Below are 23573 nucleotides of genomic sequence, written 5' to 3' on the forward strand. Positions count from 1 at the left end.
GACGGGCTCTAGCCGGCGGCGATCATCGCGCGGATGCCGTCGGCGATGAACTGGATCGACAGCGCCGCCAGCAGCACGCCGAGCAGCCGCGTCACCACCATGGCGGCGGTGTCGCCCATCATCCGCTCGATGCGGTCGGCCAGCAGGAAGGCGACGAAGCAACTGCCGATGATCACCAGGATCACCAGCGCCAGGCCGAGATAGGACACCGTGTCGGCCGCCTGCGACGACAGCAGGATGACGGCGGAGATCGCCGCCGGCCCGGCGATCAGCGGGATGCCGAGCGGAAACACGGCGACGTCATGCAGCTCTTCCTGGTGTGCGGCGTGCTGCGACACCGCCTTTTCCGCCGTCTCGGATTTGCGCCGGTTGCGCTTGTCGAACACCATCTCGATGGCGATGATCAGCAGCAGCAGCCCACCGGCGATCTGGAAGGCCGGCACGGAGATACCGAGCACGCCGAGAACGCCGCGTCCGGCCACCAGGAACAGGAACAGGATGGCGCCGCCGATCAGCGTCGCGCGCAGGGCGATGCGTCGGCGCGTCGCCGCCGTGGCGCCCGCCGTCACCGCCAGGAACATCGGCGCCAGCCCCACCGGATCGATGGTCACGAACAGCGTCGCGAAGGCATTGATGAGATAGTCCGCCAGCATTGCGCAAGCCCCCCGCGCGACTCGTCCAGCCCCCTTATATCAGCCAAAAGACGCCCTGTGGACGCGGGCGCGCCGGCCCGTGTCCGAACTTTCCCTTGGGCAACTGACAAGCCACTGTTTTATCTTGCCTTTTCGCAGCGCGAAATGCCCTGGCGGATTTGGCTGGCAGCGCGGAATCGGCTATAAGACCGGGACAGATTCAACAAGTGAGAGAGATCTCTTGACCGATCGGGACACGAACGCACCGTCGGGCGGCCTGCCGTCCGACATCCGGCCCGTTTCCATCACCGACGAGATGAAGCGCAGCTATCTCGATTACGCCATGAGCGTCATCGTCAGCCGCGCCCTGCCGGATGTGCGCGACGGGCTGAAGCCGGTGCATCGGCGCATCCTCTACTCGATGCACGAGAACGGCTACGAGTGGAACAAGCCCTACCGCAAGTCGGCCCGCGTGGTCGGCGACGTGATGGGTAAATATCACCCGCATGGCGACAGCGCGATCTACGACGCGCTGGTGCGCATGGCGCAGACCTTCTCGCTGCGCCTGCCGCTGATCGACGGCCAGGGCAATTTCGGCTCGGTCGACGGCGATCCGGCCGCGGCCATGCGCTACACCGAATGCCGGCTGCAGAAGGTCTCCGCGCGCCTCCTTGACGACATCGACAAGGAGACCGTCAACTTCCAGGAAAACTACGACAATTCGGAGAGCGAGCCGGTCGTTTTGCCGGCAAAGTTCCCGAACCTGCTGGTCAACGGCGCCGGCGGCATCGCCGTCGGCATGGCGACCAACATCCCGCCGCACAATCTCGGCGAGGTCATCGACGCCGCCATCGCCCTGATGGAAAACCCGGCGATGACCACCGCCGAGCTGATGGAGATCGTGCCGGGTCCCGACTTCCCGACCGGCGGCATCATCCTCGGCCGCTCGGGCATCCGCTCGGCCTATGAGAGCGCGCGCGGCTCCATCGTCATGCGCGGCCGCGCCGAGATCGAGGAGATCCGCAAGGACCGCTACGCCATCGTCATCACCGAGATCCCGTATCAGGTGAACAAGGCGGCGATGATCGAGAAGATCGCCGAACATGTGCGCGAAAAGCGCATCGAGGGCATTTCCGACATCCGCGACGAGTCCGACCGCTCCGGCATGCGCGTCGTCGTCGAGCTCAAGCGCGATGCGGTCGGCGACGTGGTGCTGAACCAGCTCTACCGCTATTCGGCGCTGCAATCGACCTTCGGTGCCAACATGGTGGCGCTGAACGGCGGCCGGCCGGAGCAGCTCGGCCTCAAGGACATGCTGACCGCCTTCATCGCCTTCCGCGAGGAGGTGATCGGCCGGCGCACCCGCTTCCTGTTGAAGAAGGCGCGCGACCGCGCCCATGTCCTCGTCGGCCTCGCCATCGCGGTTGCCAATATCGACGAGGTCATCGCGCTCATCCGCACCGCGCCGGACCCGGCCACCGCCCGCGCCCAGTTGATGGAGCGCAACTGGCCGGCCCGCGACGTGGAGCCCTTGATCCGCCTGATCGACGATCCGCGCCACATGGTCAACGAGGACGGCACCTACAAGCTCTCCGAGGAGCAGGCCCGCGCCATCCTCGACCTGCGCCTGCAGCGGCTCACCGCGCTCGGCCGCGACGAGATCGCCGACGAGCTCAACAAGATCGGCGAGGAGATCCGCGACTATCTCGACATCCTGCGTTCGCGCTCGCGCATCCTCGACATCATCCGCGAGGAGCTGACGGCGATCCGCGAGGAGTTCGCGACGCCGCGCCGCACCGAGATCATGGACGGCGGCGCCGACCTTGAGGACGAGGACCTGATCCAGCGCGAGGAGATGGTCGTCACCGTCAGCCATGCCGGCTATATCAAGCGCGTTCCGCTCGACACCTACCGGGCGCAGCGGCGCGGCGGCAAGGGCCGCTCGGGCATGTCGACCAAGGACGAGGATTTTGTCACCCGCCTGTTCGTCGCCAACACGCACACGCCGGTGCTGTTCTTCTCCTCGCGCGGCATCGCCTACAAGCTGAAGGTCTGGCGCCTGCCGCTCGGCGGCCCGACCTCGCGCGGCAAGGCCCTGGTCAACATGCTGCCGCTCGAGCAGGGCGAGCAGATCACCTCGATCATGCCGCTGCCGGAGGACGAGGAGACCTGGGGCAATCTCGACGTGATGTTCGCCACCACGCGCGGCACCGTCCGCCGCAACAAGCTGTCCGACTTCACGCAGATCAACAAGAACGGCAAGATCGCGATGAAGCTGGACGAGGGCGACGGCATCGTCGGCGTCTTCACCTGCACCGAGCATGACGACATCATGCTGACCACGGCGCTCGGCCAGTGCATCCGCTTCCCCGTCACCGATGTGCGCGTCTTCGCCGGCCGCAATTCGGTCGGCGTGCGCGGCATCAATCTCGCCGACAGCGACAGCGTCATCTCCATGTCGGTTCTGCGCCATTTCGACTGCACGGCGGACGAGCGCAGCGCCTATCTGCGCCTGCGCCGGCTGATGCGCGGCGAGGCCGACGAGACCAACGGCGAGGCCACGGGCGAGGACGAGGGCGTGCCGGCGGGCGAACTGACGCAGGAGCGCTACGCGGCGATGAGCGCCACCGAGCAGGTGATCCTCACCATCTCGGAAAACGGCTATGGCAAGCGGTCCTCGTCCTTCGAGTACCGGGTCACGGGCCGCGGCGGCAAGGGCATCACCGCCATGGCGGTGACCAAGCGCAACGGCCCGCTGGTCGCCTCCTTCCCGGTGGAAGACAGCGACCAGATCATGCTCGTCACCAATGGCGGCCAGTTGATCCGCTGCCCGGTCGACGGCATCCGCATCGCCGGCCGCGCCACCCAGGGCGTCATCGTCTTCAACACCGCGGAAGGCGAGGAAGTCGTCTCGGTCGGCCGCGTCTCCGACGAGGAGGACGCCGAAGAGGCGGCGCTCGACGAGGCCGCAGCCGCATCCGGCGGCGAGACCCCGGCGTCCGGCTCCGCCGCGCCGGGCGATGCCGGCGGCGACAGCGGACCGGATGACGGCTCCGGCGAGGACGACGCTCCGGACGACGACGCTCCGGACGGCGAGGCCTGATCGGACTGCTCGCCACGCGTTTGGGGCACTCGCCACGCGTTTGGAGCACTCGCCACACTATCAGGGCCGCGGGGCACTCCTGCGGCCCTTTCGTTTGCGAAATCTCCTCTCCCCCCGGAAGTCGCCCCGGCCGCTGCCCTATCGCTTCATCCCGCCGCCGCCCCCCACTCCGAGGTCACCCCGGCCGCAGGCGAAGCCGGAGAGCCGGGGGCTATTGGTTTCCAGAGCGGTGGCGAGGACCCTCCGAACAGGCCTCCGGCACGGCCCGCGACGCCTCCCGCCTCACGCCTGCCGGGGTCGCCAATGGGTCCCGGCTCTGCGCTGCGCTTGGCCGGGACGACAGCCTGAGAGAGGGCAACCGGAGCGCCTCTCCAAGAACGCACCATCTCTTCCCGCCCGGCTACATGTTGAGCTGCTCGTAAAGGTCTTCCCACTCAGCATTGAAGGCGTCGATTGCCTGGATCTTCCATGCTCGCCTCCAGCGTTTCAGGCGCTTTTCCTGGGCAATCGCCTCGTTGATAGAAGAATACTCCTCATAGTAGACGAGGCGGCCGACGCCGTGCCGGCGGGTGAAACTCTCGCCTTGCCCCTCCCGATGCTCGAAGATCCTCCGGGCAAGGTCATTGGTCACACCGACATAGAGCGTGCCGCGCCGTCGGCTGGCGAGAATGTAGACGAAGTATACCATCCCGCCATGGTTGTACCGAGTTGTGGAAAATGCAAGCCACAGGCTGACGGACTGGGCTCAGTCCAGCACCCCCCTCTCCCCCAAGACCATCACCCCGCTGCCATCACCCCGCTGCCATCACCCCGCTGCCATCACCCCACCTTCGGCCGTCGCCCAAGCGCGAGCGCCATCACCCCACCCTCCGAGGTCACCCCGGCCGCAGGCGAAGCCGGAGAGCCGGGGGCTATTGGTTCCCAGAGCGGTGGCGAGGACCCTCCGAACAGGCCTCCGGCACGGCCCGCGAAGCCGCCCGCCTCACGCCTGCCGAGGGTGCCAATGGGTCCCGGCTCGGCGCTCACGCTTGGCCGGGACGACCTCCAAGGAGGAGGCCTGACCTCGCATCCCCTCGGCCGTCACACCGGGCAAGCGTAAGCGCGACCCGGTGCCCATTGGCTGCCAGAGCCGGGGTTGGCGCGCGCTGATCTCTCCCTGCGTCATCCCGCACGCAGCGAAGCGGAGATGCGGGATCGGCGAGCCGAGGGCGTATGGGGCACGCTCCGAAACGAAACCGCAACCGCCGTGGCTCGCCGATCCCGGCTCTGCGGCCGGGATGACGACGGAGGGGCTTGCGAGCACACACAATGTCAGGCACTGCGGGAAACGCCCGCCCCCAATCCCCCTCAGCTCCGCGGCTTCAGGTTCTGCGGGTCGTAGAGCGGCGCGTAGCCGACGCCGGCGACCTCCACCGGAAACTCTTGCGAGAAATACTCCACGCTGAGCTTCTGCCCTACCTTGGCGAACGCGTGCGGCAGATAGGCCAGCGCGATGTTCTTTCCCACCGTCGGGCCATAGGCGATCGAGGTCGTGTAGGAGAGCCGGCCGAGCGCATCGACCAGGGTCTTGCCGGTCGCCGGATCGATCACCGGCAGCGTGCCGACGGGATAGCGCGGCGTGCCGCCGGCATCGACATTGTCGGTCATCACCAGCGTGCACAGCATCGCCGGCTGGTGGTCGCGCGCGCGGTAGTCCAGGTGCTTCGCCTTGCCGCGGAAGTCGGCCTCCTTGACCTTGGGGCGGGCAAGATCGGCCTCATAGAGGTTGTACTGGGTCAGCAGGTCGGCGTTCTGCAGGCGCAGCGACTTCTCCAGCCGCCGCGAATTGGCGTAGGTCTCGACGCCCGCCGCCATGATGCCGAGCGCCCGCAGCGCGTCCCAGACGGCGAGCCCGTCCTCGTAAGCCATATGCAGTTCCCAGCCCTGCTCGCCGACATAGGAGAGACGCAGCGCCGTCACCTTGCGCCCGGCGATCTCGATCTCGCGGATCGCCGCGAAGGGGAAGGCCTCCGGATCGAGGCCGGCCGGGTCCGCCACCGCCTGCTTCAGCTTGGCGCGCGCATTCGGGCCCCAGATGCCGATGGTCGTGTAGTGCTCGCTGACATCGGTCACCGTCACTTCGAGCCCGCGGTCCTGCGCCGTCCGGCGGACATAGTGGAAGTCGCGCGGGCCGGCATCGGCACCGTCGATGATGCGGCAGCGGTCGGCCATGCGGATCACGGTGAGGTCGGCCCGCACCATGCCCTCGTCGTCGAGGAAATGGGTGTAGATGCCCCTGCCGATGTTGCCGTCGCCGCCGATCTTCGCCGCGCAGAGCCATTCCAGCAGCTCCACATGGTCCGGCCCCTCGACCTCGAACATGTAGAAATGCGAGAGGTTGATGAGCGCGCAGTCCTCGCTCATGGCGAGGTGCTCGGCATTCGACACCCGCCAGAAGTGCCTGTTGTCCCACTCGTTCTGCCGCTCGGGCACGCGGGTGCCGTACTTGTCCAGCAGGTGCTCGTTGGCGGCATAGCCATGGGCGCGCTCCCAGCCGCCGAGCTCCATGAAATAGCCGCCGAGCTCCACCTCGCGCTCGTAGAACGGCGAGCGCTTGACGCCCCGCCCGGTCGCGTAGGGCTCGCGCGGATGGATCGCCGGGAAATAGATCTTCTGCGCCGCCTCACGGCAGCGGCCCTCGATGAAATCCTCGGTGAGCTGGTGCGGATAGAAGCGGGAATAGTCGATCGAGGCATGGTCAATGCCGGTGCGCCCGTCGGTGATCCAGTCAGCGATCAGCTTGCCATAGCCCGGCCCGTCCTTCACCCAGATCGCGACGCAGTACCACAGGCCGCGCACCTTCTGGCTTTCGCCGCAGGACGGCCCGCCGGCGGCGGAGACCTGCAGCAGCCCGTTGAACGAGTGGCTCTCGTTATAGCCGAGCTCGCCGAGGATCGGCGTCAGCTCCATCGCCCGCTCCAGCGGGCCGATCACCTGCTCCATCTCCAGGTCGCGCTGCGAGGGCGACAGCCGCGCCTCGTGCTTTTCCAGCAGATCGCGAGGGTGGCACAGGCGCGGCTCGTCGGTCTCGTAATAGCCCCACTCGATCTGGCCGCCCTCGGTGGTCTTCGGGTCGCCGGTGTCGCGCATATAGGCGGAATTGCCCTGGTCGCGCAGCAGCGGATAGCCGATTTCCTTGCCGGTGCCGGCGAATTCGTTGAACGGCCCGAAGAAGGTCAGCGGATGGTCGACCGGCATGACGGGAAGGTCCTCGCCGACCATCTCGGCGATCAGCCGGCCCCACAGGCCCGCGCAGACGATGACGTGGTCGGCGCGGATCGTGCCGCGATGGGTGACGACGCCGGCGATCCGCCCGTCCTCGACAATCAGCGACTGCGCCGGCGTGTTGGCGAAGGCCCTGAGCCGACCGGTCTTCTCGCCCGCATCGACCAGCTTGCCGGCGACCGTCTGCGAGCGCGGCACCACAAGGCCGGCATCCGGGTCGAACAGCCCGCCCTGGACCATCTCCTCCTCGATCAGGGGAAACTTCTGCTTGATCTCGGCGGGCGTCACCAGATGGGCGCGGGTGCCGAAAGCCTTGGCGGAGCTTGCCTTGCGCTTGATCTCCTCCATCCAGGTGTCGTCGCCGGTGCGCGCCACTTCCAGCCCGCCGATGCGCGCGTAATGGCCCATCTTCTCGAAGAAATCGATGGAATACTGCGTCGTCCAGACCGACAGGTAGTCGTGGCTGGTGGTGTAGCAGAAGTCGGAGGCATGGGCGGTGGAGCCGATATCGGTCGGGATGCCGGACTTGTCGATGCCGACGACATCGGTCCAGCCGCGCTCCAGCAGATGATGCGCCACCGAGGCGCCGACGATGCCGCCGAGGCCGACGATGACGATTTGTGCCTTGTCCGGAAACGCCGACATTGTCCACCCTTTTTGCCTGTGGGCCTGGGCGGGTCGGCGCGCCGGCCTGCCCCTTCGCCGGCAGTATTGCCACGATTTGCGTCCCCCAATGGCCTGATTGCGTCATGCCACCATCCCCGCGACGACACGCGGGCCAAAGATGCCCGGTCGCGACCGCCTCGCAGCCCCGCCTCCCCCTCCCGGTTGCATGACGCTTTTAGAGAAACCGACGACGCTTTCGCGCCGCAGGCGGGCGCGCGCCCGGCGCACAGTGACGGGCAGAATCGGCAGTCGGCAGCTACGCAGAGGACTTGCAGCGGATGAGTGACCAGGAAGCGCGCGTCGGACGGCGCGGCCGGGCGGCAAGGACGGAAAAGCGGCGCGGGTCGCAGGCGGCCGGCGCCCTGCCCTATATTTCCCGTAACCTGCCGGTCTACGACATTCTCAGCGACGAGGGCGCCGAGCTGATCGAGGCCAATGCCGACCGGCTGCTGGCCGAGATCGGCCTGGAATTCCGCGACGATCCCGAGACCATCGCGATCTGGAAGGCGGCCGGCGCCGACGTTTCCGGCGAGCGCGTGCGCTTCCCCAAAGGCATGCTGCGCGAGCTCGTCAAGACCGCGCCCTCGCAATTCGTCCAGCACGCCCGCAACCCGGAGCGCAACGTCGTCATCGGCGGCAACAACACCGTCTTCGCGCCGGTCTACGGCCCGCCCTTCGTCACCGACCTCGACAAGGGCCGCCGCTACGGCACCATCGAGGACTTCCGCAATTTCGTGAAACTGTCCTATGCCTCGCCCTGGCTGCACCATTCGGGCGGCACGGTGTGCGAGCCCGTCGACCTGCCGGTCAACAAGCGGCATTTCGACATGGTCTATGCCCATCTGAAATATTCCGACAAGCCGTTCATGGGCTCGGTCACCGCGCCGGAGCGGGCGCGCGATTCCGTCGCCATGGCGGAACTGGTCTTCGGCAAGGAGTTCGTCGACCAGAACTGCGTGATGATCCAGCTGATCAACGCCAATTCGCCGCTGGTCTATGACGCGACCATGCTCGGCGCGCTCAAGGTCTATGCGGCGGCCAACCAGGCCTGCATCGTCTCGCCGTTCATCCTTGCCGGCGCGATGAGCCCGGTGACGGTCGCCGGCACCCTGTCGCAGGTGCTGGCCGAGGCGCTGGCCGGCTGCGCGCTGACCCAGCTCGTGCGCCCCGGCGCGCCGGTCGTCTTCGGCGCCTTCGTCTCCTCGATCTCGATGCAGTCCGGCGCGCCCACCTTCGGCTCGCCGGAGGGCAGCCTGCTGCTCAACGGCGCGGCGAAGCTGGCGCGCCGCGCCGGCCTGCCCTTCCGCTCCGGCGGCTCCTTCACCTCGTCGAAGACGCCGGACGCCCAGTCGGCGCAGGAATCCGCACAGACCATCCTGGCGACGCTGCTGTCGGGGGTGAACTTCTGCCTGCACGCTGCCGGCTGGCTGGAGGGCGGCCTGTGCTCGTCCTACGAGAAGTTCGTCATGGACGCCGACCAGCTCGGCATGATGCACGTTCTGGCCAAGGGCATCGACCTCTCGGAGGAAGCGCAGGCGATGGATGCCCTCGCCGAAGTCGGGCCGGGCGGGCATTTCCTCGGCGCCTTGCACACCCAGCGCAATTTCGAGACCGCCTTCTATCGCTCGGAGATCGCCGACAACAACTCCTTCGAGCAGTGGAGCGCCGATGGCGGGCTGGATGCCGCCTGGCGGGCGAACCGGAAGTGGAAGCAGATGCTCGCCGACTACGAGGCGCCCGCGCTCGACCCGGCGATCGACGACGCCCTGATCGGCTTCATGGCCCGCCGCAAGGCCGAGTTCCCCGACAGCAACGTCTAGGGTCTGAGAGGAGCCTCTGGGGGCCTCCGGCAGGGGGATCGGGGGCGCGCGCCACGCTCGCGCGCGCCGTTTGCCGCCGAAAGGCGATTTCGAGACGGCATTCTCAAAAATCGGGCGAATTGAGACGGAATTTCGCAAAATTCGTCTCGAAAATTGAGACCCCTGCAATCTCAACGGGTTGCAGGGTTTTTCGCGCGATTTCCGGCGGTTTTCTGCGGTTTTCGGGCCGTTACAGCACCGTGCCCGGCTCGCCGACCCGGTAGCCGAATTCCAGCGCCGCGTCGGTCATCCAGTCGATCAGCGCGTCGGCGAGGCTCGACGGCGCCAGCACGTCGAACACCGTTTCGCTGCGGCGCAGAATCACCGCCGGGATCTGGTGGATCACCGATTGCGCCAGCGCTCCGGCCGGAAACGCGGCCGGGTCGAAGTCGATCGCGACCGCCTTGTTGAGCACCTCGGACGCCGCCTCGCCCTCGATCCGGACGATCCGGCGGGCGCCGGCGAGATCGACCACGGCGGCGTCTTCCGCCTCGAGCGCGCCGTCGACGCGGCCCGTCTCTCCGGCCTCCGCGCCGAGATAGATGAACCGGCCGAAGGCGATCCAGCAGACCAGCGCGGACGGGCTTTCGGTGAAGCGGCCGGGCCGTCCCGGCAGGGTCGTTCCGGCCAGATCCGAGAGGGTTTTCGTTACTTTTTCCAGATGGTTAGGCCATGCGCCGACCTCCAGAAGCGCCCCAGTGGAAAGCTCCCTCAGGGTCAGCGCCGGGGGCTCCGCGCCCGCCACCTCTCCCGGCACCAGCCGGCCGACCACCGGTCTTGCGACCGTCGTTTGGGGCTCGGTTCGGGGTTGCTCGTTGCTGACGTCAGACATGCATTCGGCTCCCGTCGGGGTCATAGAAGCAGGGATCGGCGACGGTCACCGCCACCCGCTCGTCCTTCAGCGGGAAGGCCGCCTCCAGCACCTCGCCGTGGCGGTCGCGGCCACGGGACAGGAAGGCGAGCGCGATGTTGGCGCCAAGCGCCGGCGACCAGGTCACTGCGGTGACATGGCCCAGACTCGCCCCTCCGCCGGGCAGGGTCAAGTGGCTCCCCGAACGGATCGCCTGCCCATCCCGCGACACCAGCCCGACCAGAACCGGCCGGTCCGGGTCGACGAAGGCCGGCCGCTGCGTCATCGTCGAGCCGACATACGGCTTCTTCCGCGACGCCATGCCGCCAAGCCCAACATCGGCCAGCGTCGTCCGCCCGTCCATTTCAGCGCCGGTTATATGCCCCTTCTCGATGCGCAGCGTGCCGAGCGCCTCCATACCGTAGGGCATGATTCCATTGGATTTTCCGGCCCCGATCAGCGCTTCCCAGACGGCAAGGCCGGCCGGCCAGTCGCAATAGACCTCGTAGGCCAGTTCGCCCGAAAACGACAGCCGCGCGATCATCACCGGCGCCCCGGCGATGCGCCCGCGCACGATCCCCATATGCGGGCAGGCCTCGGTCGAGACGTCGCCCTCCTCGAGCGCGGCCTGCAGCACCTTGCGCGCCTGCGGCCCGGCCACCGCCATGCCGGCGAAGCGGTCGGTCACCGAGGTCACATGGACGCGCAGGTCCGGCCAGACCACTTCCAGATAGTGCTCCATATGGGCCAGCACCGCGCCGGCATTGGCCGTCGTGGTGGTCACGAGGAAGCGGTTCGGCGCCAGCCGCCAGGCGGTTCCGTCGTCGAACATGATGCCGTCCTCGCGCAGCATGACGCCGTAGCGCGCCTTGCCGACCGGCAGCTTGGCAAAGCCCCCGGTGTAGAGCCGGTTGAGGAATTCGCCGGCGTCCGGGCCCTGCACATCGATCTTGCCCAGCGTCGAAACGTCAACGATGCCAACTCTCTGGCGCACGGCCGTCGCCTCGCGGATATAGGCATCGCGTAAAGTTTCGCCCGGCCCGATATAGGCGCGCGGGCGCATCCACAGGCCCGCCGTCATCATCTCCGCGCCCTTCGCCACGTGCCAGTCGTGCAAGGGCGTGCGGCGCACCGGCGCGAAGTGGTGGCCGGTCTCGCGGCCGGCCAGCGCGCCGATGGTCACCGCCGTCCAGGGCATGCGGAAGCGGGTCGTGCCGACCTCAGGCGCACTCAAGCCCCGCGCCCGAGCCATCAGGGCGATGGCGTTGACATTGGAGGTCTTGCCCTGATCGGCGGCCATGCCGAGCGTCGTGTAGCGCTTCAGGTGCTCGACCGAGCGAAAGCCCTCGCGATTGGCAAGCTCCACGTCGTCCGCCGTGACGTCGTGCTGGAAGTCGACGAAGCGCTTGCCCCGGCCGGTCGCCGGCACGTCGAAGAGCGGGAACGGCAGCTCGGCTCCGGCCACCTGCCCCGACAGCGCGGGCAGCGAAATTCCGCCAGTTTCCGCCGTTTTTCCGCAGGTGCTCGCCGCCGTCCGGCCGGCTTCGAGGCCCGCGGCAAGGCAGCCGGCAAGGTCGAGCGTGCCGGCGCAGGCACCTGCCGCCGTCCAGGCCTCGCGGGCGGCTCCCGGCACGAAGGACTGCAGCGCCTCGCTAAAGACCGGCGCACTGCCGGCCTGGCTCGCCAGATGCACGCTCGGCGTCCAGCCGCCGGAAACGAGAAGCGCGTCGCAGCCGGGCTGCATCACATTGGCGCCGAGCGCTCCGGAGACAGGGTCGAAGCCGCGAATATCGATGCCGGCCAAGGCCTTGCGTCCCCGTGTCGCGGCAACGACCGCGCCGGTTTCGAGGCGAATGCCGCGCGCGCCGAGCGCCGCGGCAAGGGCCGGATCGATCTCGCGGCGCGGATCGACCACCGCCTTGATCGACATGCCGAGATCGGCAAGTCGGATCGCCGTGCGCGCGCCGCCGTCATTGTTGGCGAAGACCACCACGGACGCGCCGACGGCAACGCCGTAGCGCGTCGCATGGGCAAGGCCGGCCGAGGCCAGCATGACGCCGGGCGCGTCGTTGCCGGAAAAGACCAGCGGCCGCTCGATGGCGCCGGTCGCCAGCACCACATGACGGGCGTGGATGGTCCAGTGGCGCTGGCGCGGCTCGAAGGGCGCCGGCTTGCGCTTGTGGTCGGCGACCCGCTCGACCGCGCCGAGCACGTTGCCGTCGAAGTAGCCGTAGACGCTGGTGCGCGGCAGGATGCGGCCGCCGCCCGCCTCGATCTCGCGCAAGGCGCCGTCGATCCAGTCGGCCGGCGCCAGTCCGTCGAGATGCACGCCGTCCTCGAAAAGACGGCCACCGGCTCGCGCATTCTCGTCGGCCAGGATGACGCGCAGGCCGGCGGCGGTCGCTGCGCGCGCGGCCATCAGGCCGGCGGGTCCGGCACCGACCACCAGCACGTCGCAAAAGGCGTTGGTCTTCTCGTAGCGGTCGGGATCGGCAAGATGGGTGCCGCGGCCGAGGCCCGCCGCCTTGCGGATGAAGCGCTCGCAGAAATGCCAAGTCGCCTGACCGGTTCCCATGAAGGTCTTGTAGTAGAAACCGGCGGAAAACAGCGGCGAAAGCAGGTCGTTGACCGCCATCATGTCGAAGGAGAGCGACGGCCAGCGGTTCTGGCTGGCCGCTTCCAGCCCGCCATAGAGCTCGGTCATTGTGGCGCGGGTGTTGGGCTCCTGCCGGGCGCCGTCGCGCAGCTCGACCAGCGCGTTGGCCTCTTCCGGGCCTGCACCCATGACGCCGCGCGGGCGGTGGTACTTGAAGCTGCGGCCGACCAGCACCCGGCCGGAGGCGAGCAGCGCGGAGGCCAGCGTGTCGCCGGCAAAGCCCTGCATCGGCTCGCCGTCGAAGCGGTAGGCGAGCGGCCGCGAGCGGTCGAGATGGCTGCCGCCCTGGGGAAGCCGGTAGCCGCTCATGCGCCCGCTCCCCACATGCGCGCGGCCTCGCCGGCAAAGCGCCCGGCCATCTCGACGCTGCTGATCTCGTGGGTCAGCGTGTCGCGCGTCACCAGCAGCCAGTGGCGGCAGCCGCCGATATGGTGCCACAGCTCGACATGGGGGCCGCGCGGGTTTTCCCGCTCGAAGACATAGGCGACATGGGCGGCGGTGTCGGTCACGGAGAGATCCGGCCGCCGGATCGTGCCGTCGCCGCCATAGGAGAACTCGGCGACGCCGCGCGGCCCGCAGCAGGGACAATGGATGCGCATGGGCGGGCGTCCTCTCAGTGCATCTTCGGGTAGGGGCCGGCGCCGCGCTCGTCGAGGACGTAGCCGCGCTGGAACCGGTCGAGCGTGAAGGGGGCGTTGAGCGGGTGCGGCTCGTCCTTGGCCATGGTCCAGGCGAAGCACCAGCCGGAGGCGGGCGTTGCCTTGAAGCCGCCGTAGCACCAGCCGGCATTGAGGTAGAGACCGGGCAGCGGACCGGTGGTGATGATCGGGCTGCCGTCCATGCTCATGTCCATGATGCCGCCCCAGTTGCGCAGCAGCCGCAGCCGCGAGACGAAAGGCAGCATCACGCTGACCTCCGACATGACGTGCTCGACCACCGGCAGATTGCCCCGCTGGGCGTAGGAATTGTACTTGTCGATGTCGCCGCCGAAGACCAGTCCGCCCTTGTCGGACTGGGAAATGTAGAGGTGGCCGGCGCCGAAGGTGACGACGCAGTCGAGGATCGGCTTGACCGGCTCGGAGACGAAGGCCTGTAGCACGTGGCTTTCGATCGGCAGGCGTTCGATGCCGGCAAGACGCAGCACCTGCGAAGTGCTGCCGGCGACGGCGACGCCGACCTTGGGCGCGCGGATCTCGCCGCGCGTCGTCTCGACGCCGACGATCCGCCCGCCCTCGCGCAGGAAGCCCGTGACCTCGCAATTCTCGATGATGTCGACGCCGCGCGCGTCTGCCGCCCGCGCATAGCCCCAGGCGACCGCGTCGTGGCGGGCGGTGCCGGCGCGCGGCTGCAGCAGGCCGCCGAGCACCGGAAAGCGGGCTGTCGGCGACATGTCGAGGCCGGGCACCCTGCGCGCCACCTCCTCGCGGCCGAGCAGTTCGGCGTCGATGCCCTCCAGCCGCATGGAATTGCCGCGCCGGGCGTAGTCGTCGAGCTGGGACGGGGTGTGCGCCAGGTTGAGAACGCCGCGCTGGGAGAACATCACGTTGTAGTTGAGGTCGAGCGACAGGCCCTCCCACAGCTTCATCGACCACTCGTAGAAGCGGTTGTTGCCCGGAAGCATGTAGTTCGATCGCACGATGGTGGTGTTGCGGCCGATATTGCCGGAGCCGAGCCAGCCCTTTTCCAGCACGGCGATATTGGTGAGGCCGTGTTCCTTGGCAAGATAATAGGCGGTCGAAAGCCCATGACCGCCGCCGCCGACGATGATGGCGTCATAGGCGGGCTTGGGATCGGGCTTGCGCCAGGCGGGCTGCCAGTCGCGATGTCCCGACAGGGCGTTGCGCAGCAGCGAGAGGGCCGAATATTTCTGCAAGGGCGAGAGGTCCTTCCTGCTGAGAGGGCCTGGTAGGCGGGTCCGGTCGGAAACGGAGGGTGGATGCCAGCCTAACCTGCCGGCGACAAAGGCCCAATGGCTGAAATCCGTCCCGGCGCTGTCGCATTTGCGACCCGCGCCGGGAACCGGCGGTCAGGCAGCCCCTTGCGCCCGCTCGGCCTCCGAGGGCAGGCGCTCCAGCGAGGGCGCGAACTCGGTCAACATCCGCCGGCGGAAGATCTGCACCGCCTCGCGCTGCAGGTCGTCCGGGCGGAACAGCATGAAATAGCCGAAGCCGGAGGCGGCGGTGACGGCGAGCGGAGCGGCAAGGCGCCCTTCCGCGATATCGCGCGCGGCAAGCCGGCGGTCGGCGGCGACCAGCCCGCCCTCGCGCGCGGCGAAATCCAGCGCCATGTGGGCGGTGTCAAAGACGATCCCTTGCGGCAAGGTCGCCGCAACGCCGGCAGCGCGCAGCAGTTCCACCCAGGCGGTGTGGCGGCCGGCCTCGTTGCGGATGTGGATGACGGTCTCGCGGGCGAGCGCTGCCGCGATCCCGTCTTCGCGCAGGCGCGGCGCCATGTCCGGCCGGCACAGGAGGGTGAGTTCCTCCATCCACAACAGGTCCATCACCTGATCGGTGACGCGCGGGCGGGAGAAAACAACGGCCGCATCGTGCACCGTGCTGTCGAGGCTTTCCAGCACGTAGGGCGTGTCGATCTCGATGGCGACGCCGCCTTGCGCCCGGCAGGTCTCGATGATCGGCGCGGCCATGCGGATGGCGAAGGACGGCGGCAGGGCAAGGCGCAGGGTGCCGCCGCGATCGATCTCGCAGATGGCGTTGAGCCCGGCCTGCAGCCGGTCGAGCGCCGGAGTGACATTGGCGATGAGGTCCTGTCCGGCCGCGGTGAGCGCCAGCGAGGAGCCCCGCCGCTCGAACAGTTGGGCGCCGATCACCTCCTCCAGGTTCAGGATATGGCGGCTGATGGCGCTCTGGGTGACGCCGAGGCTTTCGGCCGCACGGGTGAAGCTCATCTGGCGTGCGGCGGCCTCGAAGGCGCGCAGCGAATTGAGCGGCAGCCGGCGGCGGTCGATCGGGCTTGTGGTCATGCTTGCGGATCCCGGGCGGCGTGCATCGTCCCGCCGCTCGGCAAAGGCTACGACGGCGGCGGGCGCCTGCAAAGGGTTCATCCGCATTCCTCCCCGGATGGTCAACCGAAGCCGAGCGCGCGCTCGGCCAGCAGCAGCAGGTCATCGTCGGTAACGAGGCGGCGGCTGGCATTGCGCATCGGCGCGTTCTCGGGCGCGGCCATGCGGGCAGCAAGACGCTCCGGCGGCAGACGATTGATGTCGGCGGCCAGCGACAGGCGAATGCCGAGGCGGCGAACAAGGCCGGAAAACGCCATCGGCAGCTCGCCGTAATGGGCACAGCCGAAGGCGCGGGCGACCTCCGTATAAGCCTCCTCCTCCCCCTCCATCGACCAGCCGAGCGAGGCGGCCATGCCGATGGCGACGGCGCGGCCGTGATGGATCGGCACGAGGCTTGCCAGCGCATGGGCGATGTTGTGGGCCAGGCCGGTGCCGGCATTGTCGATGCCGATGCCGGCCCAAGTGGCGGCCAGCAACATGGCGCCGCGCGCCTCCAGGTCGTTCGGCTCGGCGACGGCGCGGTCGATATTGGCCGTGGCGAGACGGATCGCCTCGTGGCAGATGCGGGAATTCTCAGTGAAGGCGGCCCGGCCCGTCGCCGCCTCCATGGCATGGACGATGGCGTCGACGCCGCAGGCCGCGGTGAGCTGCGGCGGCAGGCCGATGGTCAGGCGCGCGTCGAGCAGGGCGACATCGGGCTTCAGCGCCGGCGCCCAGTACCAGTATTTGGTGCCGCCGGCATCCGAGATGACGGAAACGGCGGTTGCCTCCGAGCCGGTGCCGGCGGTGGTCGGCACACAGACCAGCGGCACGCGCGCCACCGGTAGCGCGGCGGCGGCAAGCCGGTAGTCCTCGAGGTTGCCGTGGGCGCCGATCATCGCGGCGACGAGCTTGCCGGCATCGAGCGCCGAGCCGCCGCCGAGACAGACGACGGCACCGGCCCCCTCCTGGCGGGCGATCCGCACCGCCTCGGCGACGGCCGGCTCCTTCGGGTCGCTGAGGATCGCGTCATGGGTGACGACCCGGTGGCCGCCATCCTTGAGAAAACCGGCGATGCGGGAGGTGAGACCGATGCCGGTCAGGCCGTTGTCGGCGACCAGCAGAACGCAGGCGCCCGGGCCGGCAAGCTCGGCGACGATGGCGCCGATCTCGGCGCTGCGCCCCGGCCCGGCAACGATGCGCGGCACCTGGTTGGTGGTGAAAGGCTGCAATCTCCCCTCCCCGGTTCGGGCCCCGCACCCAACGCGCGAGCGGACTGGACCGGAAAAATGCTAGGGCCGAGAGGGCCTTCGGCGGAAATGCAAAAAAGCCATCGGCCAATGAGATTATCTCGGGCGCGGCATGTCGGCGCGGCCTGGAGCCGTGTCGGAACGATGGACCGCATATGGCTGACAAGATAGGACTGGGAAGTTGGCGATGCTGGTCGCATCGTCGGACATGCCATTTCAGGATGCCGAGCCATGAAATTCCTCGCCACCGCCTTCGCCCTGACACTCGCCGCCGCGCCCGCACAGGCGGCAGTGTCGGGTTTTTACGACAGCGCCGAGCAGATCGGCACCATCCTGTCCAGCGCGGCGGTCGCCGATGCCCTGCGCCAGGCGCCGATAGGCCATGTCGCCAACACCGGCACGCGCGCGGACGGCGCGCGCGAATGGCAAGTGAGAACCCAGGAGTGCGATCTGACGGTCTATCTGAAGCCGGTGCCGCCGCAGGGCGTCGGCAAGATGACCTACGAGATCGAACTCGGCGCCCCCTGTCCTTGAGACCGGGCGAAAGCCTCCGCGCAGCAAGATGCAGCAAGACGGGCCGGCACGAGGAAAGCGCGCCGGCCCGTTCGTTCATGTCGGATCCGAGGCGATCGGCCTCAGGCGAGGCCGGCCTTGGTCAGCGGCAGCACCGCCGGCAGTTCGCCGGTGGCGGCGAGAATCGCGTTTGCCACGGCCGGGCCGACCGGCGGGGTGCCCGGCTCGCCGGCGCCCGACGGAGCCTCGGCGGAAGCAAGCACCTCGACCTCGACCTTCGGCATCTCCTCGATGCGCAGCGGACGGTAGGTGTCGAAGTTCAGCTGATCGACATGACCGTCGGTCAGGGTGATCTCGCTGAACAGGACCGCCGCAAGGCCGTAGCCGATGCCGCCTTCCATCTGGGCCTTGACGTTGTCCGGGTTGACCGCAACGCCGCAGTCGACCGCGCACCAGACGTTCTCGATCCTGAAGGTTCCATCGTCGCGGCGGCTGACCTCCGCGACCTCGGCCACATAGGTGTTGAACGACTTATGCACGGCAATGCCCCGGAAGCGGTCGCCGTTCTCAGACCCCGACCAGCCGGACATTTCCGCGACCTTTTCCAGGACGCCGAGCTTGCGGGCATTGTCCTTGTCGCGCTCGGCAATGCCGGATGGTTGCGCTAGATGCCGGCGGCGGAACTCGAGCGGATCGACGCCGGCAGCGCGCGCCGCCTTGTCCATCATCGCCTCGACCACATAGCCCGTCTGGGTGTGGCCGACCGAGCGCCACCACAGCACCGGCACGCCGACCTTTGGCGAGTGCAACTCGGCATGGAAGGCCGGGATCGCGTAGCTGGCATCCTTGACCCCCTCGACCGAGGTCTCATCGATGCCGTCATGCACCATGAACTGCTCGAAGAAGGTGCCGGACATCAGCGACTGCTGAACGATGCGGTGATGCCAGCCGACGAGATTGCCGTCCGCATCCAGCCCCGCGCGCACCTTGTGGACACCCATCGGCCGGTAGTAGCCGGCGCGCGTGTCGTCCTCGCGGGTGTAGATCAGCTTGATCGGCTGAGACTTGCCCCAGAGCTTGGCGATGGTCGCCGCCTCGACGATATGACGGGCATCCGGCGTGGTGCGCCGGCCGAACGAACCGCCGCCATAGAGCGTGTGGATGGTGACATTCTCCGGCGCGATACCGAGGACAGCAGCGGCCGTCTGCTGGTCGACCGTCTGGAACTGCGAAGGATACCAAAGCGTTGCCCGGTCGCCCTCGACATGGATGGTGAGCACCATCGGCTCCATCATGCCATGGGCGAGATACGGAAACTCGAAGACCTGTTCGACCACCGTCGCGGCACCGGCAATCGCGGCCTCCGCATCGCCGTCGTCGCGGAACACAGGCCCCGACGTCTCCGCCAATTCGCGGAATTCGGCGAACAGGGCATCGCTGGAGCGGGTTTCGGCGCCCGCCTCGTCCCACTCGATCTCCAGCGCCTCGCTGGCCTTGATCGCCGGCCAGGTGGAGGTGGCGAGCACCGCAACGCCGTGGCCCGGCACCTCGATGACATCGACGACGCCCTTTACCGCCTTGGCAGCCTCCGCGTTGAAGGACTTCACCTTCGCTCCGAAAGCCAGCGGACGGTTGAGCACGGCGACCAGCATGTTCTCGCGCTGGACGTCCATGCCGTAGGTGTTCGGCGCGCCGACCGTCTTGTTCGGCACATCGAGCCGCGGGAAGGACTTGCCGATATAGACCCACTGGTCGGGCGACTTCAGCGTCACCTCGGCCGGAGCCTCCATCTTCGCTGCGGCTTCGGCGAACTCGCCAAACGTGCCGGACCTGCCGGAAGCATGCGACAGGGTGCCGCCGGAGACGGAGATCTCGGCAGCCGGAACGCCCCAGGCCTTCGCAGCGGCGGTGACCAGCATGGCGCGGGCCGTGGCGCCGGCCTTGCGATACTGCTCGAACGAATTGGCGATGGCGGTCGAACCGCCGGTGCCCTGCATGCCGAAGGCGAGGTTCTTGTAGCGCTCGGTATCGGCGGGGGCGAACTCGGCCCGCATCTGCTCGGGGGCCGCATCAAGCTCCTCGGCGACGAGCGTCGCAAGGCCCGTGGCATTGCCCTGGCCCATGTCGAGATGCTTGTTGAGCACCGTGACGATGCCCTCCGGCGAGATGCGGATGAAGGGCGTGAAGGCATCTTCGGTGGCGGTACCGTTTGCCCGGGCCACACCCGGAAGCGTCAGGTGGGACCCGACGACGAGACCGCCGGCGGCGACCGCCGACATTTTCAGGAAGTTGCGGCGGGTGGGACGCGCGGCGGCGTCCTGCATGCGCTTCATGACATGGAACATGAGCTCAGCCCTCCATCGTCTCGGCAGCGCGATGGATCGCCGCGCGGATACGGGTGTAGGTGGCACAGCGACAGACATTGCCGCTCATCGCCATGTCGATGTCCTCGTCGGACGGCTTCGGCGTCTCGGCCAGAAGCGCGGTGGCGGCGAGGATCTGCCCCGACTGACAGTAGCCGCATTGCGGCACCTCCAGCTCGCGCCAGGCAGCCTGGACGGCCTTGGCGGCCTTGCCGTCGACACCCTCGATGGTGACGATGGCCATCCCTTCCGCATCGCTCGCCATGGTCTGGCAGGAGCGGACGGCCATGCCGTCGAGATGGATGGTGCAGGCGCCGCAGGCGGCAATGCCGCAGCCGTATTTGGTGCCGGTCATACCGAGTTCGTCGCGCAGGACCCAGAGCAGCGGCGTATCGGGATCGACATCGATCTCGCGATCCTGGCCATTGATGTTCAAACGGATCATCCGTCCCTCCTGATGAACGGGATTGGCTGGATCGCGCAAGTCCCGTCTCCCTGCCTTCTTCCGCCCGAAGAACGCAAAAGCCGGGAGACGGGACTTGCGCGATTGCTACGCGACCTTAAGTGGGTCACGATCTACCTATCGTCCAATTGATTTTGGATATCCGGGAACATTGACGAGATGAATATATCCTCGGTCGACCTCAACCTGCTGGTGGCGTTCGACGCGCTCATGAGCGAGCGCAACGTCACACGCGCCGCGCGCCGCATCGGCCTATCGCAACCGGCCATGTCGAACGCGCTGTCGCGGCTTCGCGCGCTGTTCGACGACGAGCTGTTCGTGCGCTCAGGAAGAGGCATGGAGCCGACCGCAAGGGCGCAGTCGCTGGCGATCCCGGTGTCGGAGGCGCTGCGGCGGATCGAGGAGGCGATCGCGCCGGCGCTCGACTTCGAGCCCTGCAACCTCGACCGGTCGGTGCGCATCGCGATGACCGACAATTCGATGGCGGTGCTGCTGGAATCGCTGATCCTGCGGTTCCGCAATGCCGCGCCGAAGCTCGACCTGCATATCAAGAACTCCCGCCCCGCCGGCATGACGCCGATGCTGGACGATGGCGAGATCGACATGGCCATCGGCGTTGCCGGCGAGTTGGAGGCGCGCCACCGGGCGATGCCGCTCTATTCGGACCGGCTGGTGGGGGTCGCGCGGCGCGGGCGCTTCGGGCCGCAGGGGCCGACCCTGGAACAGTTCGTGGCGGCAGAACACGTGCTGGTGACGCCGCGCAGCGGAACCGGCGGCACGCTGGACCGGGAACTGGCCAATCGCGGACTGTCGCGGCGGGTGTTCCTGACGCTGCCGCAATTCATCATGGCGCCCTATGCGGTCGCCAAGGCCGATCTCGTCGCCTGCCTGCCGGCGCGCATCGCGCTGGCCAAGGCGGAGATGCTGGACCTGGAGATCTTCGAGCCGCCGGTAGAACTGGACGACTTCACCGTGTCGCTGATCTGGCACGGGCGCGACGACGCCGAGCCGGCGCATCGCTGGCTGCGCGAGACCGTGGCAGACGTGGTGCGCGAGGTAACGACCTTCGACGACACCGATCGCTGGCCGATCTGCCAGACGCTGCTCGGCCCCTGCCGGGCGAACATCCCGGCAGCGGACACGGCGGCGGTACAGGAGCAGCCGGCAGAGGACGAGCGAATGCCCGCCTCCGCCTGAGCCGCCCGCATCAGGGCTTGCGTGCGTCGACCGGCCCGTTCTCGGTCAACTCGATACCGGTCAGCCGCCGGTCGAGATGGCGGGCGCGCCAGGACAGCATCTTCTCCGCATAGCGCAGTCGCAGCGAGGCATAGGCCGGGTCCTCGGCGACATTGCGGGTCTCGTGCGGATCGGCGGCAAGGTCGAAGAGCAGCGGCGGCAGGCCGGCGAAGTGGACGTATTTCACATCCGCGTCGCGAATGACGCTCATCACACAGGCATCGAGCGGCAGGCCGAGCGCGGTCTGCGCCTCGCCGGTCGCAACCTCGCGGAAATCATACTCCCAATGCGCCGCATCGCGCCAGTCAGCCGGCGTACCGCCCTCCAGGAAGGCGGTCAGCGGCGCCCCATCGAGCCAGGGCGGGCAATCCGCGCCGATCGCCTCCAGCACCGTCGGCATGATGTCGACGGACTCGGTGAAGGCCTCGACCGTGCGGCCATGGCCGGCAGTCTTGCGCGGATCGCGGACGATCAGCGGGATGTGATAGGCCTGATCGTAGAAGCCGAGCTTGGAGAAGAGCTGGTGGTCGCCCATCATCTCGCCGTGGTCGGCAGTGAGCACGACCAGCGTGTTGTCCCACTCGCCGCGCGCCTTCAGTTCGGCGACGAGGCGGCCGATCTGGGCATCGACCTCCGAGACCATGCCCCAATAGGTGGCGCGCATCTGTCGGCGGACGGCCTCGTCCCAGTCGCGCACCTTGCCCCGCGCGCCCCAGACGAAATCCGACTTTTCCTGCTGGCCGATCGCATAGTCGAGGAAGGGATGGAGGCGAGCGGCCTCGTCGGGAGTCGCGGCGCCGCGAAAGGCCGGTCCCTCTGCGGGATCGTACATGGAGGCATAGGGCTCCGGCACGATGAAGGGCGGATGCGGGCGAATGAAGCTGAGATGCGCGAACCAGGGCCGGCCGCCGGCCTTGGCGCGAGCCGGCGGCGCGCTCTCCACCTCGCCGAGCCAGCGCAGGAACTCCTCGACCAGGAACGCGGTCTCGGTCTCCTCGGCCGAATAGCGGACCGGGCGGCCCGAGGGCGGATCGGCGGGCCCGCCAACCGGAAGCCACATGTCCTGCGGCGGATCGGGCAGCTCGTGCCCGCGAGACGCCAGCCAGGACAGCCAGGGGCCGTGATCCTCCGGCACGCGCACCCGCACGCTCATGCCCGGCAGGATGCCCTCATAGGTCCGCAGCCAGGGATCGTCGCCGGTGACCGTGCGCGGATCGACGGACTGGTCGGTATAGCCGAACAGGGTCGGATCGTAGCCGGCGCGGCGGGCGGCAAGCGCGATGGTGTCGTGCCGCGCGTCGAGCGGCGTGCCGTTGCGCACCACCCGGTTGGTCATCTGATAGAGGCCGGTGTAGAGGCTGGCGCGGGCCGGCGCGCAAGGCGCCGCCTGGCAATAGTGGCGGGAGAAATACACCGCCTCCCGCGCCAGGGCGTCGATATTGGGCGTGCGCACGACGGGATGCCCGGCGAGGCCGAGGCAATCGCCGCGCCACTGGTCGGCGGTGATGAGGAGAACGTTGAGCATGGCGGCGGGAACCTGAAAGGCGGCAGCGGTCTGGCGACCTGATGGGAGAGACTTCAAGCGGAGACGACCCCGCAAAGACCGGAAACCGGTCTGGCGCGGGAAACAGAGCGTCGCCCGGCATTTGCCCCAACGCCGGCGACGGCGCATTATGTTGGTAGCGGATGACAGAGGAACGACGCAAGCCCGATGCAGCGT

Annotated in this window: 16 protein-coding genes; 4 read left to right on the forward strand and 12 right to left on the reverse strand. The window is 68.2% G+C overall.

Annotation, left to right across the window (positions count from 1 at the left end; all coding sequences use genetic code 11):
• Positions 1–8: 8 nt before the first annotated feature.
• Positions 9–653, reverse strand: a complete 645-nt coding sequence (locus TSB10GB4_RS06450; protein ID WP_208984517.1) for a MarC family protein — start codon at positions 651–653, stop codon at positions 9–11.
• Between the two features lie 295 nt (positions 654–948).
• Between TSB10GB4_RS06450 and gyrA the strand changes: the two genes are divergently transcribed.
• Entirely contained in the window at positions 949–3735 is a 2787-nt protein-coding gene (gene gyrA / locus TSB10GB4_RS06455; RefSeq protein ID WP_208984535.1) for a DNA gyrase subunit A, read from the forward strand.
• Positions 3736–4135: 400 nt separating this feature from the next.
• Here the strand turns inward: gyrA and TSB10GB4_RS06460 are convergent, their stop codons facing one another.
• Positions 4136–4423 carry a GIY-YIG nuclease family protein gene (locus TSB10GB4_RS06460; RefSeq protein WP_186395055.1) on the reverse strand — a complete coding sequence of 96 codons (288 nt, stop codon included), beginning with the start codon at positions 4421–4423 and terminating at the stop codon, positions 4136–4138.
• Positions 4424–5082: 659 nt separating this feature from the next.
• Positions 5083–7644: an FAD-dependent oxidoreductase gene (locus TSB10GB4_RS06465; RefSeq protein ID WP_186395056.1), complete on the reverse strand. Its 2562-nt coding sequence runs from the start codon at positions 7642–7644 to the stop codon at positions 5083–5085.
• A 299-nt stretch (positions 7645–7943) separates the two neighbouring features.
• On the opposite strand from TSB10GB4_RS06465, the gene TSB10GB4_RS06470 reads away from it, so the two are divergent.
• Entirely contained in the window at positions 7944–9485 is a 1542-nt protein-coding gene (locus TSB10GB4_RS06470; protein ID WP_186395057.1) for a trimethylamine methyltransferase family protein, read from the forward strand.
• A gap of 229 nt (positions 9486–9714) precedes the next feature.
• Here TSB10GB4_RS06470 and TSB10GB4_RS06475 read toward each other — a convergent pair whose 3' ends face one another.
• The 6 genes from TSB10GB4_RS06475 to TSB10GB4_RS06500 form a co-directional block, all read right to left on the reverse strand.
• On the reverse strand, positions 9715–10356 hold the full coding sequence (locus tag TSB10GB4_RS06475) for a sarcosine oxidase subunit gamma (protein ID WP_186395058.1): 642 nt from the start codon (positions 10354–10356) through the stop codon (positions 9715–9717).
• Positions 10349–13339 carry a sarcosine oxidase subunit alpha family protein gene (locus TSB10GB4_RS06480; protein WP_186395059.1) on the reverse strand — a complete coding sequence of 997 codons (2991 nt, stop codon included), beginning with the start codon at positions 13337–13339 and terminating at the stop codon, positions 10349–10351. The genes TSB10GB4_RS06475 and TSB10GB4_RS06480 overlap by 8 nt, the downstream gene beginning before the upstream one ends.
• Positions 13336–13629, reverse strand: coding sequence for a sarcosine oxidase subunit delta (locus TSB10GB4_RS06485; RefSeq protein ID WP_186395060.1), 294 nt, complete (start codon positions 13627–13629; stop codon positions 13336–13338). Before TSB10GB4_RS06485 ends, TSB10GB4_RS06480 begins: the two co-directional genes overlap by 4 nt.
• Positions 13630–13643: 14 nt before the next feature.
• The gene (locus TSB10GB4_RS06490; protein WP_186395061.1) at positions 13644–14903 is read right to left on the reverse strand and encodes a sarcosine oxidase subunit beta family protein; all 1260 of its coding nucleotides are present in this window, start codon (positions 14901–14903) and stop codon (positions 13644–13646) included.
• Between the two features lie 153 nt (positions 14904–15056).
• Entirely contained in the window at positions 15057–16010 is a 954-nt protein-coding gene (locus tag TSB10GB4_RS06495) for a LysR family transcriptional regulator (protein WP_186395062.1), read from the reverse strand.
• Positions 16011–16111: 101 nt separating this feature from the next.
• Positions 16112–17260, reverse strand: coding sequence for an iron-containing alcohol dehydrogenase (locus tag TSB10GB4_RS06500; RefSeq protein ID WP_186395063.1), 1149 nt, complete (start codon positions 17258–17260; stop codon positions 16112–16114).
• 249 nt (positions 17261–17509) lie between these two features.
• Between TSB10GB4_RS06500 and TSB10GB4_RS06505 the strand changes: the two genes are divergently transcribed.
• The gene (locus tag TSB10GB4_RS06505; protein WP_186395064.1) at positions 17510–17812 is read left to right on the forward strand and encodes a hypothetical protein; all 303 of its coding nucleotides are present in this window, start codon (positions 17510–17512) and stop codon (positions 17810–17812) included.
• A 101-nt stretch (positions 17813–17913) separates the two neighbouring features.
• Here TSB10GB4_RS06505 and TSB10GB4_RS06510 read toward each other — a convergent pair whose 3' ends face one another.
• Together TSB10GB4_RS06510 and TSB10GB4_RS06515 are read right to left on the reverse strand one after the other, a co-directional pair.
• On the reverse strand, positions 17914–20136 hold the full coding sequence (locus TSB10GB4_RS06510) for a xanthine dehydrogenase family protein molybdopterin-binding subunit (RefSeq protein WP_186395065.1): 2223 nt from the start codon (positions 20134–20136) through the stop codon (positions 17914–17916).
• A gap of 4 nt (positions 20137–20140) precedes the next feature.
• Complete coding sequence (locus TSB10GB4_RS06515) at positions 20141–20599, reverse strand: (2Fe-2S)-binding protein (protein WP_186395066.1); 459 nt, start codon at positions 20597–20599, stop codon at positions 20141–20143.
• Between the two features lie 177 nt (positions 20600–20776).
• Here TSB10GB4_RS06515 and TSB10GB4_RS06520 point away from each other — a divergent pair, with 177 nt between their 5' ends.
• Positions 20777–21814 carry a LysR family transcriptional regulator gene (locus tag TSB10GB4_RS06520; protein WP_186395067.1) on the forward strand — a complete coding sequence of 346 codons (1038 nt, stop codon included), beginning with the start codon at positions 20777–20779 and terminating at the stop codon, positions 21812–21814.
• 10 nt (positions 21815–21824) lie between these two features.
• Here the strand turns inward: TSB10GB4_RS06520 and TSB10GB4_RS06525 are convergent, their stop codons facing one another.
• Positions 21825–23378: an alkaline phosphatase family protein gene (locus TSB10GB4_RS06525; RefSeq protein ID WP_186395068.1), complete on the reverse strand. Its 1554-nt coding sequence runs from the start codon at positions 23376–23378 to the stop codon at positions 21825–21827.
• Positions 23379–23573: the final 195 nt, after the last annotated feature.

It is taken from the genome of Stappia sp. TSB10GB4 (assembly GCF_900185745.1).
Lineage (GTDB): Bacteria > Pseudomonadota > Alphaproteobacteria > Rhizobiales > Stappiaceae > Stappia.

Coding starts and splice junctions, on each gene's coding strand:
- TSB10GB4_RS06495 (WP_186395062.1), bottom strand. CDS start 16,010: ATGACCACAAGCCCGATCGACCGCCGCCGGCTGCCGCTCAATTCGCTG.
- TSB10GB4_RS06520 (WP_186395067.1), top strand. CDS start 20,777: ATGAATATATCCTCGGTCGACCTCAACCTGCTGGTGGCGTTCGACGCG.
- TSB10GB4_RS06450 (WP_208984517.1), bottom strand. CDS start 653: ATGCTGGCGGACTATCTCATCAATGCCTTCGCGACGCTGTTCGTGACC.
- TSB10GB4_RS06460 (WP_186395055.1), bottom strand. CDS start 4,423: ATGGTATACTTCGTCTACATTCTCGCCAGCCGACGGCGCGGCACGCTC.
- TSB10GB4_RS06470 (WP_186395057.1), top strand. CDS start 7,944: ATGAGTGACCAGGAAGCGCGCGTCGGACGGCGCGGCCGGGCGGCAAGG.
- TSB10GB4_RS06525 (WP_186395068.1), bottom strand. CDS start 23,378: ATGCTCAACGTTCTCCTCATCACCGCCGACCAGTGGCGCGGCGATTGC.
- TSB10GB4_RS06515 (WP_186395066.1), bottom strand. CDS start 20,599: ATGATCCGTTTGAACATCAATGGCCAGGATCGCGAGATCGATGTCGAT.
- TSB10GB4_RS06465 (WP_186395056.1), bottom strand. CDS start 7,644: ATGTCGGCGTTTCCGGACAAGGCACAAATCGTCATCGTCGGCCTCGGC.
- TSB10GB4_RS06505 (WP_186395064.1), top strand. CDS start 17,510: ATGAAATTCCTCGCCACCGCCTTCGCCCTGACACTCGCCGCCGCGCCC.
- TSB10GB4_RS06475 (WP_186395058.1), bottom strand. CDS start 10,356: ATGTCTGACGTCAGCAACGAGCAACCCCGAACCGAGCCCCAAACGACG.
- TSB10GB4_RS06510 (WP_186395065.1), bottom strand. CDS start 20,136: ATGTTCCATGTCATGAAGCGCATGCAGGACGCCGCCGCGCGTCCCACC.
- TSB10GB4_RS06480 (WP_186395059.1), bottom strand. CDS start 13,339: ATGAGCGGCTACCGGCTTCCCCAGGGCGGCAGCCATCTCGACCGCTCG.
- gyrA (WP_208984535.1), top strand. CDS start 949: ATGAAGCGCAGCTATCTCGATTACGCCATGAGCGTCATCGTCAGCCGC.
- TSB10GB4_RS06485 (WP_186395060.1), bottom strand. CDS start 13,629: ATGCGCATCCATTGTCCCTGCTGCGGGCCGCGCGGCGTCGCCGAGTTC.